General features: G+C 59.7%; 16 protein-coding genes. 3 read left to right on the forward strand and 13 right to left on the reverse strand.

Translation table 11 applies throughout. The features are described 5' to 3' along the window. Nucleotides 1-22: 22 nt before the first annotated feature. The 7 genes from PG5_RS34505 to minC all read right to left on the reverse strand — a co-directional run bounded on the left by PG5_RS34505 (nucleotide 23) and on the right by minC (nucleotide 5,720). Nucleotides 23-199, reverse strand: coding sequence for a hypothetical protein (locus tag PG5_RS34505; protein WP_008056983.1), 177 nt, complete (start codon nucleotides 197-199; stop codon nucleotides 23-25). A gap of 184 nt (nucleotides 200-383) precedes the next feature. After that, complete coding sequence (locus tag PG5_RS27785; protein ID WP_020800408.1) at nucleotides 384-1,673, reverse strand: M18 family aminopeptidase; 1,290 nt, start codon at nucleotides 1,671-1,673, stop codon at nucleotides 384-386. An 88-nt stretch (nucleotides 1,674-1,761) separates the two neighbouring features. Next, complete coding sequence (locus tag PG5_RS27790; protein WP_020800409.1) at nucleotides 1,762-2,853, reverse strand: hypothetical protein; 1,092 nt, start codon at nucleotides 2,851-2,853, stop codon at nucleotides 1,762-1,764. Nucleotides 2,854-2,999: 146 nt separating this feature from the next. After that, nucleotides 3,000-3,635 carry an RluA family pseudouridine synthase gene (locus PG5_RS27795; RefSeq protein ID WP_020800410.1) on the reverse strand — a complete coding sequence of 212 codons (636 nt, stop codon included), beginning with the start codon at nucleotides 3,633-3,635 and terminating at the stop codon, nucleotides 3,000-3,002. Nucleotides 3,636-3,711: 76 nt separating this feature from the next. Continuing rightward, the gene (minE, locus tag PG5_RS27800; protein ID WP_007974947.1) at nucleotides 3,712-3,966 is read right to left on the reverse strand and encodes a cell division topological specificity factor MinE; all 255 of its coding nucleotides are present in this window, start codon (nucleotides 3,964-3,966) and stop codon (nucleotides 3,712-3,714) included. A 3-nt stretch (nucleotides 3,967-3,969) separates the two neighbouring features. After that, nucleotides 3,970-4,782: a septum site-determining protein MinD gene (gene minD, locus PG5_RS27805; RefSeq protein ID WP_008056976.1), complete on the reverse strand. Its 813-nt coding sequence runs from the start codon at nucleotides 4,780-4,782 to the stop codon at nucleotides 3,970-3,972. Nucleotides 4,783-4,982: 200 nt separating this feature from the next. Then, a complete protein-coding gene (gene minC / locus PG5_RS27810; RefSeq protein WP_033044636.1) occupies nucleotides 4,983-5,720 on the reverse strand; it encodes a septum site-determining protein MinC in 738 nt (245 codons plus the stop codon). Nucleotides 5,721-5,838: 118 nt separating this feature from the next. On the opposite strand from minC, the gene PG5_RS27815 reads away from it, so the two are divergent. From PG5_RS27815 to PG5_RS27820, 3 genes are read left to right on the forward strand one after another with little or no spacing between them, the layout of a single operon-like run. Further along, the gene (locus PG5_RS27815) at nucleotides 5,839-6,771 is read left to right on the forward strand and encodes a lipid A biosynthesis lauroyl acyltransferase (protein WP_020800412.1); all 933 of its coding nucleotides are present in this window, start codon (nucleotides 5,839-5,841) and stop codon (nucleotides 6,769-6,771) included. Nucleotides 6,772-6,796: 25 nt separating this feature from the next. Continuing rightward, the gene (locus PG5_RS35065; protein WP_020800413.1) at nucleotides 6,797-6,919 is read left to right on the forward strand and encodes a hypothetical protein; all 123 of its coding nucleotides are present in this window, start codon (nucleotides 6,797-6,799) and stop codon (nucleotides 6,917-6,919) included. A 16-nt stretch (nucleotides 6,920-6,935) separates the two neighbouring features. Next, complete coding sequence (locus PG5_RS27820; protein ID WP_020800414.1) at nucleotides 6,936-8,108, forward strand: patatin-like phospholipase family protein; 1,173 nt, start codon at nucleotides 6,936-6,938, stop codon at nucleotides 8,106-8,108. 101 nt (nucleotides 8,109-8,209) lie between these two features. On the opposite strand, the gene PG5_RS27825 is transcribed toward PG5_RS27820, so the two are convergent. The 6 genes from PG5_RS27825 to alc all read right to left on the reverse strand — a co-directional run bounded on the left by PG5_RS27825 (nucleotide 8,210) and on the right by alc (nucleotide 14,812). Continuing rightward, nucleotides 8,210-8,995, reverse strand: a complete 786-nt coding sequence (locus PG5_RS27825; RefSeq protein ID WP_033044650.1) for an outer membrane protein OmpK — start codon at nucleotides 8,993-8,995, stop codon at nucleotides 8,210-8,212. A gap of 376 nt (nucleotides 8,996-9,371) precedes the next feature. Further along, entirely contained in the window at nucleotides 9,372-10,157 is a 786-nt protein-coding gene (locus PG5_RS27830) for an outer membrane protein OmpK (RefSeq protein WP_020800417.1), read from the reverse strand. A 170-nt stretch (nucleotides 10,158-10,327) separates the two neighbouring features. Next, nucleotides 10,328-11,680 carry a nucleobase:cation symporter-2 family protein gene (locus tag PG5_RS27835; protein ID WP_020800419.1) on the reverse strand — a complete coding sequence of 451 codons (1,353 nt, stop codon included), beginning with the start codon at nucleotides 11,678-11,680 and terminating at the stop codon, nucleotides 10,328-10,330. A 138-nt stretch (nucleotides 11,681-11,818) separates the two neighbouring features. Further along, nucleotides 11,819-13,123 (reverse strand): urate hydroxylase PuuD, encoded by a 1,305-nt coding sequence (locus PG5_RS27840; RefSeq protein ID WP_033044497.1) that lies wholly within the window; start codon nucleotides 13,121-13,123, stop codon nucleotides 11,819-11,821. A 50-nt stretch (nucleotides 13,124-13,173) separates the two neighbouring features. After that, complete coding sequence (locus PG5_RS27845) at nucleotides 13,174-13,677, reverse strand: ureidoglycolate lyase (protein ID WP_007988150.1); 504 nt, start codon at nucleotides 13,675-13,677, stop codon at nucleotides 13,174-13,176. A gap of 139 nt (nucleotides 13,678-13,816) precedes the next feature. Then, entirely contained in the window at nucleotides 13,817-14,812 is a 996-nt protein-coding gene (alc, locus tag PG5_RS27850) for an allantoicase (RefSeq protein WP_020800421.1), read from the reverse strand. Nucleotides 14,813-14,882: the final 70 nt, after the last annotated feature.

Genomic DNA, 14,882 nt, shown 5'->3' on the forward strand with positions numbered 1-14,882 from the left:
CAATGCGAGCGGGGTGGGGATTTTATTCGTTGAGTTTGGCCAGGATCTTGAAGATCACCGTGGCCAGGATCAGCAGCATGCCGAGCCACATGGCGAGCACGCCGGCGTTCTTGTCGCGAAAATTGAAACCGACTGCCAACATGATCATCCCGATAAGAATGGGGATGAGCATGGCGTGAAATGAGGACATCGTGATCATGGCGACTGCCTTGTCAAAGGAGTGGTTAAAGTCTAGGTGGCATTTTGCAGGCTGCTGTCTGTAGGAGCGAGCATGCTCGCGATGGACGCCAACGAAATCGCTGGCCGTCTGACACCTCGCGGTGCTTGTGCCTCCATCGCGAGCATGCTCGCTCCTACAGATAAAGATGCAGATTCATGCGCGGTTACGGCAATTCGCGGCAGGCGTAGAACGCACTGAGCACCTTTACCAGGTGCGCCAGGTCATGGCTTCCGCACAGTTCGCGGATCGAATGCATGGCGAAGGTCGGCAGGCCGATGTCCACGGTACGCACCCCAAGGTGGCTGGCGGTGATTGGGCCGATGGTCGAGCCGCAACCCATGTCGCTGCGCACCACGAAGCTCTGCACCGGCACTTCTTCGGCCATGCACAGGTGACGGAAGAACCCGGCGGTTTCGCTGTTGGTGGCGTAGCGCTGGTTGCTGTTGACCTTGATCACAGGGCCGGCGTTGAGTTTCGGGCCGTGATTGGCATCGTGCTTGTCGGCGTAGTTGGGGTGCACGCCGTGGGCGTTGTCGGCCGAGACCAGCAGTGATTTCTGAATGGTGCGTACGAATTCATCGCCTTCTGGCAGCAGGCGGCGCAATGTCTGCTCCAGCATCGGACCGTCGGCGCCACAGGCCGAGCAGGATCCGACTTCCTCGTGGTCATTGCAGACCAGGACGCACGTTTCGTCGGTGTCCGTGGTCAGCAGCGCTTGCAGGCCGGCATAGCATGACAGCAGGTTGTCCAGGCGCGCGCCGGCGATGAAATCACCATGCAGGCCAATGACGGCCGCGCTTTGGGTGTCGTAGAAGCTCAATTCGTAATCCAGCACGACATCGGCGTTCAGGCCGTGTTCGCGGGCCAGTTGGTCGGTGAGCACGGCGCGGAAATCCACGCGCTCGTCCCCGGCGAATTGCGCAAGTACCGGGGGCAGTTCGGTCTGGGCGTTGATCGCCCAGCCCATGTTGGCTTCACGATTGAGGTGAATGGCCAGGTTGGGGATGATCGCGATCGGCGCCTTGAAGTCGATCAGCTGGCTTTCGACCTTTCCATCACGACGGAAGGTGACGCGGCCGGCCAGGGACAGGTCGCGGTCGAACCAGGGAGCCAGCAGGGCGCCTCCATAGACTTCGACGCCCAATTGCCAGAAACCCTGGCGTTGCAGTTCCGGCTGAGGCTTGACCCGCAGGCACGGGCTGTCGGTGTGGGCACCGACCAGGCGAATGCCGCCGTGCAGTGGCGAGTGCCGGCCCATCTTGATCGCGACGATCGAGGAGTCGTTACGGGTGACGTAGTAGCGACCATTGACTTCGGTGTTCCATGGCTCGCGTTCGTCCAGGCGTTGGAAGCCCGCCGCTTCCAGACGCTGAACAAGGCTGGCGGTGGCATGAAACGGGGTAGGGGAGGCCTTGAGGAAATCGATCAGGCCTTGGTTCAACTCTTCGCGCATAAGTAGCTCCAGACAGCAATGACGCCAGTTTAACGTATTGGCCCGGTGCGTTGGACAAGAGCTTGCAGCACCGGGCCTGGCCGGGCGCTCAATGGGTCATTCGCTCGCGCAGGTAGGCAATGATGGTTTGTTCGTCGCTGGACTTGGCTGGCCGCGGCAGATGTTTTGGCCAGCGACCCTTGTCCGTGCCGAAAAACCTTTTCTGTTTGTCTTCATCCCAGCGCAGGATTTCGCGGGAGGCGGACTCCCACCATTCATGGCGGCACACTTCGTAGTAAGGATGTTCGGGCGCCGCGCTTCCATAGAGTAGGTCACGACCGACCTTTTTCACGCTCTTGCGCTTGTTGCGCAGCTTCCACTTGATGCGCAGGCGCTGCCAGGGTGAGGGCACGGGCTTGCAGCGCGGGACTTCTGTGCACAGCGCTGGCAGCTCGGCACGGAACTGCTCGCCATGGCGGGAGAAAAAATGCTTCTGCATGGCATGGAAGAAGCGTTTTTCCGCGAAGTAGTGATAGACGAACTTCTTTGCTTCCTGAACGGGTTGGTTGCGCATCGCGAACGACAGGGCGATTTGCTCGATGGTGTGGATATCGAATGAGTCTCGGGTCCATTCATCGATCAGGCGGATTGATTCATCGAGCAACCGCGTATCACCGTCGGTGACACCGCACAGCCCGCTGTTATACAGCTTGAAACTGTTGTTGGCCGAGATGCCATGGGTTTGCAGGCAGCGGCCGAGCTTGACGTAGTCCGGGCGTTCGCAGACGTAGCTCCAGTCGTACTCGAAACGGTCCATGACATAACGCCCGGGCGCGATGCGGTCGAAGACGCGATGCGGCGATTCCAGGAACAGTGTATCGGTGTCGACGAACAGCGTCTTTTGCGCAAGCTTCAGCCCTTGGGCAATGGCGCAGGCCTTGCGTCGATGGTGATAGCCGTTTTCGCCCTGCCACTGGGTCATGGTCTGCTCGTTCAGGGCGATCGTGTCCACCGGCCAGCCAGCATAATCTTCCGGGCGATCGGTCATGACCCTGATGCACAATGACTCGCCCCGTTTGAGTTGCGACAGGGCGGTGAGCATGCTGAATTTGGCTTCGCGCCGGTAGACATCCTGGTTGCCATAGATGAGGTAGAGCAACTGGTGCGGTGTTTTTTCCAGGGGGGGCAGCGCTTCGCGCATAAGTAGCTCCAGGCAACAGAAGCGCGAGTTTACCGTATTGGCCTGGGGCAATGCAGGCGCGCTGTTGTCAGCAAATGTTGTAACGACAAATGAAAAGCGCCCTTCATTGCAAGGGCGTTTTCAATGCGCTTTCAGTGGTCAGCCACTCAAAAAGGTGCAGGGCACTCAAAGCGCAGTCGCTCGCCGCTTTGTGGGTGGGTGAAGCTAAGCATGCTTGCATGCAGGCACAGGCGTGGCCAGGCGGCCAGGGCTTGCTCATGGGCGTAGAGTCCGTCGCCCAGCAATGGATGACCGATCGACAGCATGTGCACGCGCAATTGGTGCGAGCGTCCGGTGATCGGCGTGAGTTCGACGCGACACCAATCGCCGCAGCGTTCCAGCACGCGCCAGAAGGTCAGGGCGTGTTTGCCGAATTCATGGTCCACCACGTGACGTGGCTTGGTCGGCGGGTCGTAGCGCAGCGGCAAGTCGATGCTGCCACTGTCGAGCTCCGGCTGGCCCCAGCACAATGCGGTGTAGGCCTTTTCCGTTTCGCGGTCGTGAAATTGCCGAGACAGTTCACGGTGCGTATCGGGATCCCGGGCCAGCAGGATGATGCCGGAGGTTTCCCAGTCCAGTCGATGGACGATTCGCGCTTCCGGGTAGCCGTTTTCCTGCAGGCGGGTAATCAGGCAGTCCTTATTGTCGTCGGCCCGACCGGGCACGGAGAGCAACAGGGTGGGTTTGTTGACCACCAGGACAGCAGCGTCCTCATGGATGATGTGAATATTGGACAGCGGCATCAAACAGCCTCGTTACAAACGCCAACGGCGGTTCAGGCCTGCAGGCCTGAACCGCCGTGGTTCCACCCGGATCGACTCAGCGATCTGGCAGGGTGATATTGAGTTCCAGAATCGAGCAGCTGCCCTGGCTTTCCAGTGCGACGTGCACGTCATCGGACCCGATATTGACGTACTTGCGAATCACCTCGACCAGTTCCTTCTGCAGGGCTGGCAGGTAATCCGGGGTACTGCGTTGGCCGCGTTCGTGCGCCACGATGATCTGTAGACGCTCTTTCGCTACCGACGCGGTGCTTTGCTTTTTGTTGGCACGAAAGAAGTCAAAAAGGTTCATTGGTTAGTTGCCTCCAAACAGGCGCTCGAAGAATCCCTTCTTCTGTACATCAAGGAAACGATGTTCCACGGTTTTGCCCAACAGGCGGTCCACGGTATCGCTGTAGGCCTGGCCTGCATCGCTCTGGTCGTCGAGAATCACTGGAACGCCCTGGTTGGATGCCTTGAGCACCGCCTGGGATTCAGGGATCACGCCGAGCAGGGCCACCGAGAGGATCTCCTTGACGTCTTCGACGCCGAGCATTTCACCCTTGCTCACGCGCTCTGGATGGTAACGGGTAATCAGCAGGTGTTCCTTGATCGGGTCTTCGCCACGCTCGGCTCGACGGGACTTGCTGGCCAGCAGGCCAAGCATGCGGTCGGAGTCGCGCACCGAGGAGACTTCGGGGTTGGTCACCACGATCGCTTCGTCTGCGAAGTACATGGCCAGGTGAGCACCTTTTTCGATACCCGCCGGGGAGTCGCAGACCACGAACTCGAAGTCTTCCTTGAGTTGCATCAGGACTTTTTCCACGCCTTCGACCGTCAGCGCGTCTTTGTCGCGGGTCTGGCTGGCGGCCAGTACGTAGAGGTTCTCCAGGCGCTTGTCTTTGATCAAGGCCTGTTGCAGGTTGGCTTCGCCGTTCACTACGTTGACGAAGTCATACACCACGCGACGCTCGCAACCCATGATCAGGTCGAGGTTACGCAAACCGACGTCGAAGTCGACGATGACTGTTTTGTGACCGCGCAGAGCGAGGCCGGTACCGATAGCGGCGCTGGTGGTGGTCTTACCCACACCACCCTTGCCGGATGTAACCACGAGAATCTTGGCCAAGGTGTTTCACCCCTAAGGAAAAAGGACTTTTAGCCCCTGAAAAACATCTCTTGAAAACTACAGCAGTTGGACAGCCTTGGCTGGAATATGGCCGCAGACGGCATTTACCCCCGGTAAACACTGTTTGTAGCCTGTTTCCTACTTCGTTTGAGCCGTTTTCGCTACGTTTTAGAGATGCTTGGAAAATGCGGCAGTATCCGTTAAAGCCGAATGATGTTCAACACATCGCCAGACAGGCTGACCTGCACGCCCGAGCCCCACAACGGGTCGCGGCGCAGATCTTCGGAAACCTTGTAATGTCCGGCAATAGAGATCAGTTCAGCGCTCATTTGCTGGCAGAAAATCCGTGCCTTGGTGTCGCCTTTGACGCCGGCCAGCACACGACCGCGCATCGGGCCGTATACATGGATGTTCCCATCGGCGAGAAGTTCCGCCCCCGGGCTGACCGAGGAGATCACTACCAGATCACTGCCCTGGGCGTAGATCTGCTGGCCACCGCGCACTGGCGAAGTGATGATTTTCGTCGGCTTGATGGTCGGTTCCGCTGGTTTTTCCGGTTTTTTCGCAACGACGCCTTCGTTCAGGTCCAGCGCCCGTTCACGGGCCCCGGATGGCGGCAACACTGGCAGGTCGACGGCGATGGCGGCCGCGATGTCTTCGATGCGGCTGGCGCGGATGGCCAGGGTACGCAGGCCGTGCTGACGGCAGATGCGCATCAGGCCGGGCAGATCCACGGCACCACCGTTGGCCGGGAGTTTGTCCAAAGCCAGGACCAGCGGTGCATTACTGAAGAAGTTCGGCGCCTGAGCGACTTTGGCGGCCAGCTGCCGATCGAGGCCTTCAAGGTCATTTCGGGCCAGTTCCAGCACCGTTATGGCAAGCATGCTGCCCTTCAACTGGAACACGGGATCTTGGTCAAGCGGTTCGGTTTGGCTCATGGTCGGCATACAACGACTTGTCACTAAAAGTGCCCAGACTTATAACGAGAACGCCCGCGAGCCGCAAGCCGGGTCGAACGATGTAGAATGCGCGGCCAACGTCTTTTCGGAACCTTTAATGGATCGCCCGCGTTTTCGAACAACTTTTCTGATGCCGCGTTTCTGGCCGCTCTGGTGCGGCCTGGGGCTGTTATGGCTGATTGTCCAGCTGCCGTACCCTGCATTGCTGTGGATCGGTCGGGTCCTGGGTGCCTTGATGTATCGGGTAGCGGCCGACCGGCGGCGCATTGCCAAGCGCAATCTCGAACTGTGCTTCCCGGAAAAATCCGCGGCAGAGCGCAAGCGTCTGCTCAAGGAAAATTTTGCGTCCACCGGTATCGCCTTCTTTGAAATGGCGATGAGCTGGTGGTGGTCACGCGAGCGGTTGGCGAAACTGGCCCATGTCGAAGGCCTGGAGCACCTGAAGAATGCCCAGCGTGAGGGCAAGGGCGTGATCCTGATGGCCGTCCACTTCACCACGCTGGAAATCGGTGCGGCGCTGCTCGGCCAGCAACACACCATCGACGGTATGTACCGCGAGCACAAGAACCCGCTATTCGACTATGTGCAGCGTCGCGGTCGCGAGCGGCACAACCTGGATTCGCTGGCGGTGGAGCGTGAGGACGTGCGCGGCATGCTCAAGTTGCTACGCGCCGGCCGTGCGATCTGGTATGCGCCGGACCAGGACTATGGCGCCAAGCAAAGCATTTTCGTGCCGTTGTTCGGCATCCAGGCCGCCACCGTCACCGCCACCAGCAAGTTCGCGCGGTTGGGCAAGGCGTTGGTGGTGCCGTTCACCCAGGAACGCCTGGCGGACGGGAGTGGGTATCGCCTGGTGATCCACGCGCCGCTCGAAGGCTTCCCAGGCGAAACCGAGGAAGCCGACTGCCTGCGCATCAACCAGTGGATCGAAGGCGTCTTGCGTGATTGCCCAGAGCAATACCTCTGGGCCCATCGCCGCTTCAAGAGCCGTCCGCCCGGTGAACCGAAGCTGTACCCAAAGCGCGGCTGAACGGCCGCACCCTGTAGGAGCGAGCATGTCGAATCGTCGCACCGTCGCGATGGTCGTCAACGATAATGCTGGCAGCCTGACACCCAGCGGCGTCCTCGGGTCCATCGCGAGCATGCTCGCTCCTACAAGGGACGATCCCCATCAATGAGCATGGAGCGTTATTCATGAATCCCGCTGAACCCGTCACGGGCTTGATCCTTTCCGGCGGGGGGGCTCGGGCGGCCTATCAAGTGGGCGTGCTGGCGGCGATTGCCGAGTTGCTGCCATTGGGTGCGGACAATCCTTTTCCGGTGATCGTCGGCACGTCCGCCGGCGCTATCAATGCCGTCAGCCTGGCCAGCGGGGCGATGGATTTTCGCGCGGCCATCGAGCGGCTGACGGCGTTCTGGCAGGGTTTTCGCAGCCATCTGGTGTTGCGCAGCGACTGGCCGGGCGTGATCAGCCAGGCCGCCCGGTTCGTTAGCCACAGTTTGTTGGGCCTTGGCGCCCCGGTGCCCGTGGCGTTGCTCAACAGCTCGCCGCTACGCGGATTACTCGACGACAAACTGCACATGGGCGGCATTGCCCACGCCATCGAGCAGAAGCAGTTGCAGGCCGTCGCGGTCACGGCGTTCGGCTATGAATCCGGTCAGGCGGTGACGTTCTATCAGGGCGGCGGCACTATAGACGCCTGGTTGCGCCATCGGCGGATCGGCGTTCCCACACAATTGTCGGTCGACCATTTACTCGCCAGTTCGGCCATTCCGCTGCTGTTCGCCCCGGTGAAAATCGGCGAGGAGTATTTCGGCGACGGCGCGGTGCGCCAATCGGCACCGATCAGCCCGGCCCTGCATCTGGGCGCCAACCGGGTGCTGGTGGTAGGTGTCAGCGGCAACCCGCGCGGCATCGACCCGGAGCAGCCGCTGCAACGCGCCTACTCCGGTCAGCAGCCAACCTTGGCGCAAATCGGTGGGCATTTGCTCAACAGCACGTTCATCGATAGCCTGGAAAGTGATATCGAACTTTTGCAGCGCTTGAATCAGTTCAGTCGCCTCATGCCCGATGGCACGCCGATCCGTACGTTGGGGGTGGCGCCAGTGGAGGTGTTGGTGATTTCACCCAGCCAGCCGATCGACGAAATCGCCGCACGCCATCGCCAGGAACTGCCAGCGGCGCTGCGCCTGTTCTTGCGTGGGCCGGGAGCGACCAAGACCAGTGGGGCGGGAGTGTTGAGTTATCTGCTGTTCGAGGCGGGGTATTGCAGCGAGTTGATTGATCTGGGGCGGCGGGATGCGTTGGCCAAGCGCGGGGAGATTTGCCGGTTTCTCGGGTTGGCGGAGCCTGTGGTTTCGGCTTGAGATTGGCGGTGCGGCATTCGCGAGCAGGCTCGCTCCCACAGTGAATCTTCAGTGCGACAAAGATCAAATGTGGGAGCGAGCCTGCTCGCGAAGCTTTTAAATCAGAAGTGCACCTTGACCAGGAAGCTGGTCACGCTCTGATCGGTCTTGAAGCCCTGGCTGTCTTCGATACCGTACTTGTTTTTCCAGTAGTCATACTCGACACCGACGTACAGCTGCTTGGCGCCCAGGTTCAGCACCTTGCCCAGGTCGTATTTGATCTGTGGGTTGAAGTGCAGGTTGGCGTGGTATTCGCCTTTCTTGTTGACGTCGTTGTCAACGACCCAGTCCATGAAACCGTCGATCAGCACGTCCGAGTCACCCACCGGAATGGTGTAGGACCAGGCGGGAGTGATCTGCCAGACATCGTCACCCGGGCGGTCGCCTTCGGTATGACGGTTGTAGAAATTCAGCTGGAAGTAGTCAAAGCCGGGGATGGCCAGGTCGAATCCCGGACCGATCAGGTACGACTCGGTATCGTCTTCACCGAACTCATAGGTCATGGCCAGCAGCACGTCCTTGATCGGACCGAACTCCAGCTTCTGATCGAAAATCTTGTTGAACGACAAGCGCGGGCTGAATTCACCATAGTGAGTGTTCTTGCCCGCGAAGGCGTCTTCCTTGCCGTTGTAGAAGATTTTGTCGATGAAGAAGAAGTTGTCGCCGTATTTCCAGCCGTCGGCGTGTTCGAAGGTCACCGTCTGCTGGATGCGCGGGTTGACCTGGAAGTCCTTGCCATACAGGTAGGTCAGGCTGTTGTTCTGCCATTGCAGCAAGTCGCCGGCCATGGCCTGACCCCCCGCCAGCAACGATCCTGCCAGCATCAGGCTAGTGCACGTACGTTTCATTCGGTTGCTCCCAAAAAAGTAGTGGTTTCACGTTATTTTTTTAAGGTCGACGCTCTGGTGTGGCGCCTTTTTCCGTAACTGCAAAAAAATCATCCATTCGGTCAGCTTTGTACTGTTAGCAAGAGCTGCGCCAAGGCTTTCAGAAAACAAAAAAACTCCCGTTCGGCGGCTCTGGAGCAGTCGATTGAGAGTGGTTTGGGGGTGCCTTGGTACCGTCCAGAGCCGGGATAAGTTGGCTTTCTGGTCAGGAATTAAATCCGGGCTTTTTTTTAAAGCGGATTCAGGCGGCCGCGGAGAATACTGACTCCTCGGCCAGGTCTCAAGTGCTCCGCAACAGCGCACCGACGACAGGTTTGGGGCATGGTTGCGGATCATCTTAGAAATGCACCTTCACCAGCAGGCTGGTGGTGCTTTCGTGGGTATCGAGGTTGTTGTTGTTTTCGATGCCGTATTTGTCTTTCCAGTAGCTGTATTCGACGCCGACGTACACCTGCTTTTCCCGCCAGCCGAGGGTTTTGCCCAAGTCATATTTGACCTGCGGGTTGAAGTGCAGGTTGGCGTGATACGTGCCGCGCGAGTTCTGGTCATTGTCGACGACCCAGTCCAGGTAGCCGTCGATCAACAGGCTCGAGTTGCCCAGGGGCACGGTGTAGGACCAGGCCGGCGAGATCTGCCAGACGTCATCACCGGGACGCGAGCCTTCGGTCTGGCGATAGTAGAAGTTCAAGGTGAAAAAGTTGAAGCCCGGTACCGCGAGGTCAAAACCGGGGCCGATCAGGTACGCCTCGCTGTCGTCTTCGCCATTCTCGTAGGTCAAGGCCAGCAACACATCCTTGATTGGGCCGAGTTCGAAACGGCGGTCGAGAATCTTGCCGAAGGAGAGCCGCGGACTGAACTCGCCGTAATAGGCGTGCACGCCTTTGTTGCGGTCTTTCTCGCCGTTGTAGTAGGTGCTGTCGATGAACATGAAGTTGTCGCCGTACTTCCAGCGGTCGGCATGTTCAAAAGTGATCGTTTGCTGGATCGGCGGGTTGACCGCGAAGTCCTTGCCATACAGATAGCTCAGGCTGTTGGTTTGCCACAGCAGTAGATCGCCGGCCATCGCTTGGCTCGCGGCCAGGAGGCCAGCACCCAACAGCATGTTTTTCTGTGTCCGAATCATCTGTTGCTCCCTCTTGTTTTTATTTTTCAAGGCGCAGGAAACCCCAACCCCTGTAGGAGCGAGCATGCTCGCGATGGTCGTTAACGATTACGCGTGGTATCTGGTTAAACGCGTTGTCTTCACGTCCATCGCGAGCATGCTCGCTCCTACAGTGGGAGGGCGTTTCTGTCTTAGTGGGCGTGACAGTCGTTGATGGCCGCGCGTTCGGCGCCGCCGAGGATGTTGAACAGCAAGTTCAGGGTCAGGGCGCTAAGCGTGGCCATGGCGATACCGCTGTGGGTGATCGGGCTCATCCACACCGGCAGGTGGGCGAAAAACTCCGGCCGAACCACCGGAATCAGGCCCATGCCGATGCTCACCGCCACCAGCAATTGGTTGCGTCGGTCACCGATGTCGGCTTCCTGCAGGATCTTGATCCCGGTGGCGGCGACCATGCCGAACATTGCGATCGCCGCGCCGCCCAGCACCGCCGGTGGAATCGAGGCCACGAGGAACGCGGCCTTGGGCAGAAGGCTCAGCACGATCAACAAGCCGCCAGCAACGATGGTTACTGAGCGGCAACGTACGCCAGTCATCTGCACAAGGCCGATGTTCTGCGCGAAGGAGGAGTGGGTGAAGGTGTTGAAGAAGCCGGCGAAGAACGAGGCGCCAGCATCACACAACAAGCCGCGACGCAACATGCGCGGGCAGACTTCCTGGCCGGTGATCTTGCCCAGGGCCAGGAACATCCCGGTGGACTCGACGAAAATGATCACCACCACCAGGCACATCGAGAGGATTGGCGCGAGCTCGAATTTCGGCATGCCAAAGTGCAGCGGCGTGACAAATTGCAGCCATGGCGCCTGGGCCATGCCGCTGAGGTCGACCATGCCCAGCACGCCACAAAGTACATAGCCCAGGCACATGCCGATCAATACGGAAATGTTGACCCAGAAGCCGCGCATGAAGCGATGCACCAGCAGGATGGTGCCCAGCACCAACGCGGCGATGGTCAGGTAGATCGGTGAGCCGAATTGAGCGGCTTGAGCACCACCGCCGGCCCAGTTCACGGCCACGGGGAACAGCGACAAACCGATCGAGGTGATGACCGTGCCAGTGACCAGCGGCGGGAAGAAGCGCACGACCTTGGACATGAATGGCGCGATCAGCATGCCGAAGAACCCGGCGGCGATGGTCGCGCCGAAGATCCCCTGCAGGCCGATGCCCGGCATGCCGGCCATGGCGACCATGCTGCCGACGGCGGCGAAACTGGCACCCATCATCACCGGCATGCGAATGCCCATGGGACCGATACCGAGAGACTGGACGATGGTGGCGATGCCGGCGACCAGCAGGTCGGCGTTGATCAGGAAGGCGATTTCTTCACGATTCAGGCCAGCGGCCTGTCCGATGATCAGCGGCACCGCAATGGCGCCGCCGTACATCAGCAGAACATGTTGCAGACCGACCAGGATCAGTTGCAAAAGGGGCAAACGCTGAATGGCGGGTGCGTCGGGGATGCGCGCTTGGAAGAGCTCGGACATGCAACACCTCGGATCATTTTTATTCTTGTGATTTTTGCATCAGGGTCGACCGCGGTGCGGCCATTCGCGAGCAGGCTCGCTCCCACAGGTTTTGCATTGTCTGTGTGGGAGCGAGCCTGCTCGCGAAGCTTTTATTGCTTAATTGGTCGGGGCACCCTGAACGATCCAGGCGCCGATCAGGTCACGTTCCTGCTGGGTCATCTGGGTGATGTTGCCCAACGGCATGATCTGGGTGGCAACCGCTTGAGCCTGGATGCGCGCCGCGTTCTGGCGGATCTGCTCGGGGGTGTCGAGCATCACGCCGGCGGGAGCGGCGCTGAAGAGTGGGCTGGTCGGTTTGGCCGAATGACAGACTGCGCAGCGTTCCTGGATCACGCTGTGCACCTTGTCGAAACCAGGGCCGGCGTTGGACGCCTTAACTTGCGCGGTTGCAGGGGCTTCGGCAGGTTTTGCTTCAGCCGGTTTCAAACCACCACCCACTGCTGTTTCCGGCAGAGGCTGGTACTCGATCGCGGCAGGTGCCTTGGCCACTTCAGGCGCGCTGGACATCGGTTTCGGACCGGACACATAGGCCAGGCAAATCATGCCCACCGCTGCCACCGGCAGGGTCCAGGCAAACTTGTGGCTGTCGTGACGGGTGTTGAAGTAGTGACGCACCAACACCGCCAGTACCGCGATCCCGGCCAGGATCAGCCAGTTGTATTGGCTGCCGTAGGTGCTCGGGAAGTGGTTGCTGATCATGATGAACAGCACCGGCAAGGTGAAGTAGTTGTTGTGGCGCGAACGCAGCAGGCCTTTGGCCGGAAGCGCCGGATCGGGCGTGCGGTTCTCGGCGATGGCCGCCACCAGTGCGCGTTGCGCCGGCATGATGATGCGGAACACGTTGCCGACCATGATGGTGCCGATGATCGCGCCGACGTGCAGGTATGCACCACGACCGCTGAACACCTTGCTGAAGCCATAGGCGGCGCCAATGATCAGTACGAACAGGATGAAACCCAGCAGGGCAGGGCGTTTGCCCAGGGCCGAGTCACAGAGGAAGGAGTAGATGAACCAGCCGATGAACAACGAGCCGATACCGATGGCCACGCCTTCAGGGCCGCTCAGGGTGCTGCCCGGAGCCAGCAGGTAGAGCGTCGGGTTGGAATAGAACACCACGCACAGCAGCGCGATACCCGACATCCAGGTGAAGTAGGCTTCCCATTTGAACCAGTGCAGGTTGTCCGGCATGGTCGGTGGAGCCAGTTTGTATTTTTCCAGGTGGTAGATACCGCCGCCATGGATCGCCCACAAGTCACCGGCCAGACCGCTTTTCGGGTTGACCCGATTGAGGTTGTTTTCCAGCCAGACGAAGTAGAACGATGCGCCGATCCAGGCCACGCCAGTAATCATGTGAACCCAGCGCACGCTCAGGTTCAGCCATTCCAACAGATGTGCTTCCACAGTCTTTACCTCTCGCCTGTCACTCTGTTGTCGAGTGATCAGACCTTCTCTTATTGGTGGGGGGCGAGGATCAAACGCTCATCCTCTTTGAAAAAATGCTCATCGCAGTTATTGCCTGTGCCACTGCGATCAACCACCAGGAAGTCATCCCGCTTTTCGATCGTCAGCACCGGGTGGTGCCAGACGCCGCGATGGTAATTAATGCCCTGCCTGCCGTTGGTGACGAAGGCGCGGACCAAGCCTGATACAGGTTCATCGCCAAGTGGCGCGACCACGATCAGAAAGGGGTTGCCGAGCAGCGGAATGAAAGCCTGGCTGCCCAGCGGATGACGCTCCAGCATGCTGACGGTCAGCGGCATGTCCTGCGCGTCGGCGCGGAAGATGCTGATGATCGCCTTGTCCTCTGGCGTGGCGGTTTCCACCGTCGCCAGTTTGTGAAAGCGCATGGTCGAACCGTTGTTGATCATGAAGTGATCGCTGCCGTCGGTTTCGATCACGTCACCGAAAGGGGCGAAGGCTTCTTTGGTCAGCGGTTCAATCGTCAGTGTGCGCATGCTGGTCTTCTTAATCTTTTGAATTTGATCGTTCCCACGCTCTGCGTGGGAACGCCGCCATGGACGCTCCGCGTCCACTGTGACGCGGAGCGTCACGGTATGCATTCCCACGCGGAGCGTGGGAACGATCATCTACACCTTATTTAGCGACCTTGCCGAGGACGCGCAGGCGGCTCACACCACCGTCCGGGAACACGTTCAGGCGGATGTGGGTGATCGGGCCCAGGGCCTTGATCTGCTCGGCGAAGGTGTGTTCGGCGTGCATTTCCAGCTTCTGGCTTGGCAGCAGTTCGCGCCAGAACAGCGACTGGGTTTCGATCTGGCTGTCAGTACCGCCCTTCACGAACGCGCCCTGGATCGAGCAGCTGTCCGGGTAGTTGCCCTTGAAATGCAGGGTGTCGACGATGATTTTCTCGATCTCGCCCGGATGGCCGAGGGCGACGATCACCCAGTCATTGCCTGGCGTGCGACGACGTGCGGTTTCCCAGCCGTCGCCCATGTTGATGCCACGGCCCGGGTTGAGGATGTTGCTCATGCGGCCGAAGTGTTCGTCGGAGCAGGCGAGGGCGCGGCCACCGTTGAGGGCTGCGGCCAGGTCGACTTGCTCGTTGTCGCCCACGGCGGACCAGTCACGGAACGGGATGCCGTACACGCGCAGGCGAGCCACGCCGCCATCCGGGTAGATGTTGAAGCGCAGGTGGCTGAACGCCTGGTCGTTGCTGATTTCGTGGTAGTGGTGGCTGTTGCCTTGCAGCTCGACGGCCGACAGCACTTCGGTCCACTGGGTGTTTTCGTCTGGCTCACCTTCGGCCAGGAAGCAGGCTTCCAGGGAAGCCGACGGCGGGAAGTTGCCGGTGAAGAATGAGGTGTCGATGTCCACGCCTTTGATCGAGCCAGGCACGCCCAGGCGGATCACGGCGCTGTCGTAGCCTTCGAAGCGCTTGCGGCGCGACTCCCAGCCGTCCATCCACTTGCCGTTATCATCGAACACGCCCTCCTTCCATACGGCCGGGGTCGGTTGAAACAGACGGTTGGCGTCTGCGAACCAGTCATCGGTGACCGAGATGATCTTGGTGCCCAGGCGGGCGTCGGCCAGGTTGACGAACTTCTCGAAAGGTACGGCGTAAGCTTTCATTCTTCTTGTCTGCCTTTAATAAGTTGGCTTGGGATGCTTGCAGTGCCCTGGGTGCTTCAGCGTTTTTAAC

It is taken from the genome of Pseudomonas sp. G5(2012) (assembly GCF_000408945.1).
GTDB lineage: Bacteria > Pseudomonadota > Gammaproteobacteria > Pseudomonadales > Pseudomonadaceae > Aquipseudomonas > Aquipseudomonas umsongensis.

Bases quoted from the DNA above. Each gene is read 5' to 3' on its own strand.
- minC (WP_033044636.1), bottom strand. From the start codon at position 5,720: ATGAGCCAAACCGAACCGCTTGACCAAGATCCCGTGTTCCAGTTGAAG.
- PG5_RS27825 (WP_033044650.1), bottom strand. From the start codon at position 8,995: ATGAAACGTACGTGCACTAGCCTGATGCTGGCAGGATCGTTGCTGGCG.
- PG5_RS27785 (WP_020800408.1), bottom strand. From the start codon at position 1,673: ATGCGCGAAGAGTTGAACCAAGGCCTGATCGATTTCCTCAAGGCCTCC.
- minE (WP_007974947.1), bottom strand. From the start codon at position 3,966: ATGAACCTTTTTGACTTCTTTCGTGCCAACAAAAAGCAAAGCACCGCG.
- PG5_RS27830 (WP_020800417.1), bottom strand. From the start codon at position 10,157: ATGATTCGGACACAGAAAAACATGCTGTTGGGTGCTGGCCTCCTGGCC.
- alc (WP_020800421.1), bottom strand. From the start codon at position 14,812: ATGAAAGCTTACGCCGTACCTTTCGAGAAGTTCGTCAACCTGGCCGAC.
- PG5_RS35065 (WP_020800413.1), top strand. From the start codon at position 6,797: ATGTCGAATCGTCGCACCGTCGCGATGGTCGTCAACGATAATGCTGGC.
- PG5_RS27790 (WP_020800409.1), bottom strand. From the start codon at position 2,853: ATGCGCGAAGCGCTGCCCCCCCTGGAAAAAACACCGCACCAGTTGCTC.
- PG5_RS27835 (WP_020800419.1), bottom strand. From the start codon at position 11,680: ATGTCCGAGCTCTTCCAAGCGCGCATCCCCGACGCACCCGCCATTCAG.
- PG5_RS27820 (WP_020800414.1), top strand. From the start codon at position 6,936: ATGAATCCCGCTGAACCCGTCACGGGCTTGATCCTTTCCGGCGGGGGG.
- PG5_RS27795 (WP_020800410.1), bottom strand. From the start codon at position 3,635: ATGCCGCTGTCCAATATTCACATCATCCATGAGGACGCTGCTGTCCTG.
- PG5_RS34505 (WP_008056983.1), bottom strand. From the start codon at position 199: ATGATCACGATGTCCTCATTTCACGCCATGCTCATCCCCATTCTTATC.
- PG5_RS27845 (WP_007988150.1), bottom strand. From the start codon at position 13,677: ATGCGCACACTGACGATTGAACCGCTGACCAAAGAAGCCTTCGCCCCT.
- PG5_RS27815 (WP_020800412.1), top strand. From the start codon at position 5,839: ATGGATCGCCCGCGTTTTCGAACAACTTTTCTGATGCCGCGTTTCTGG.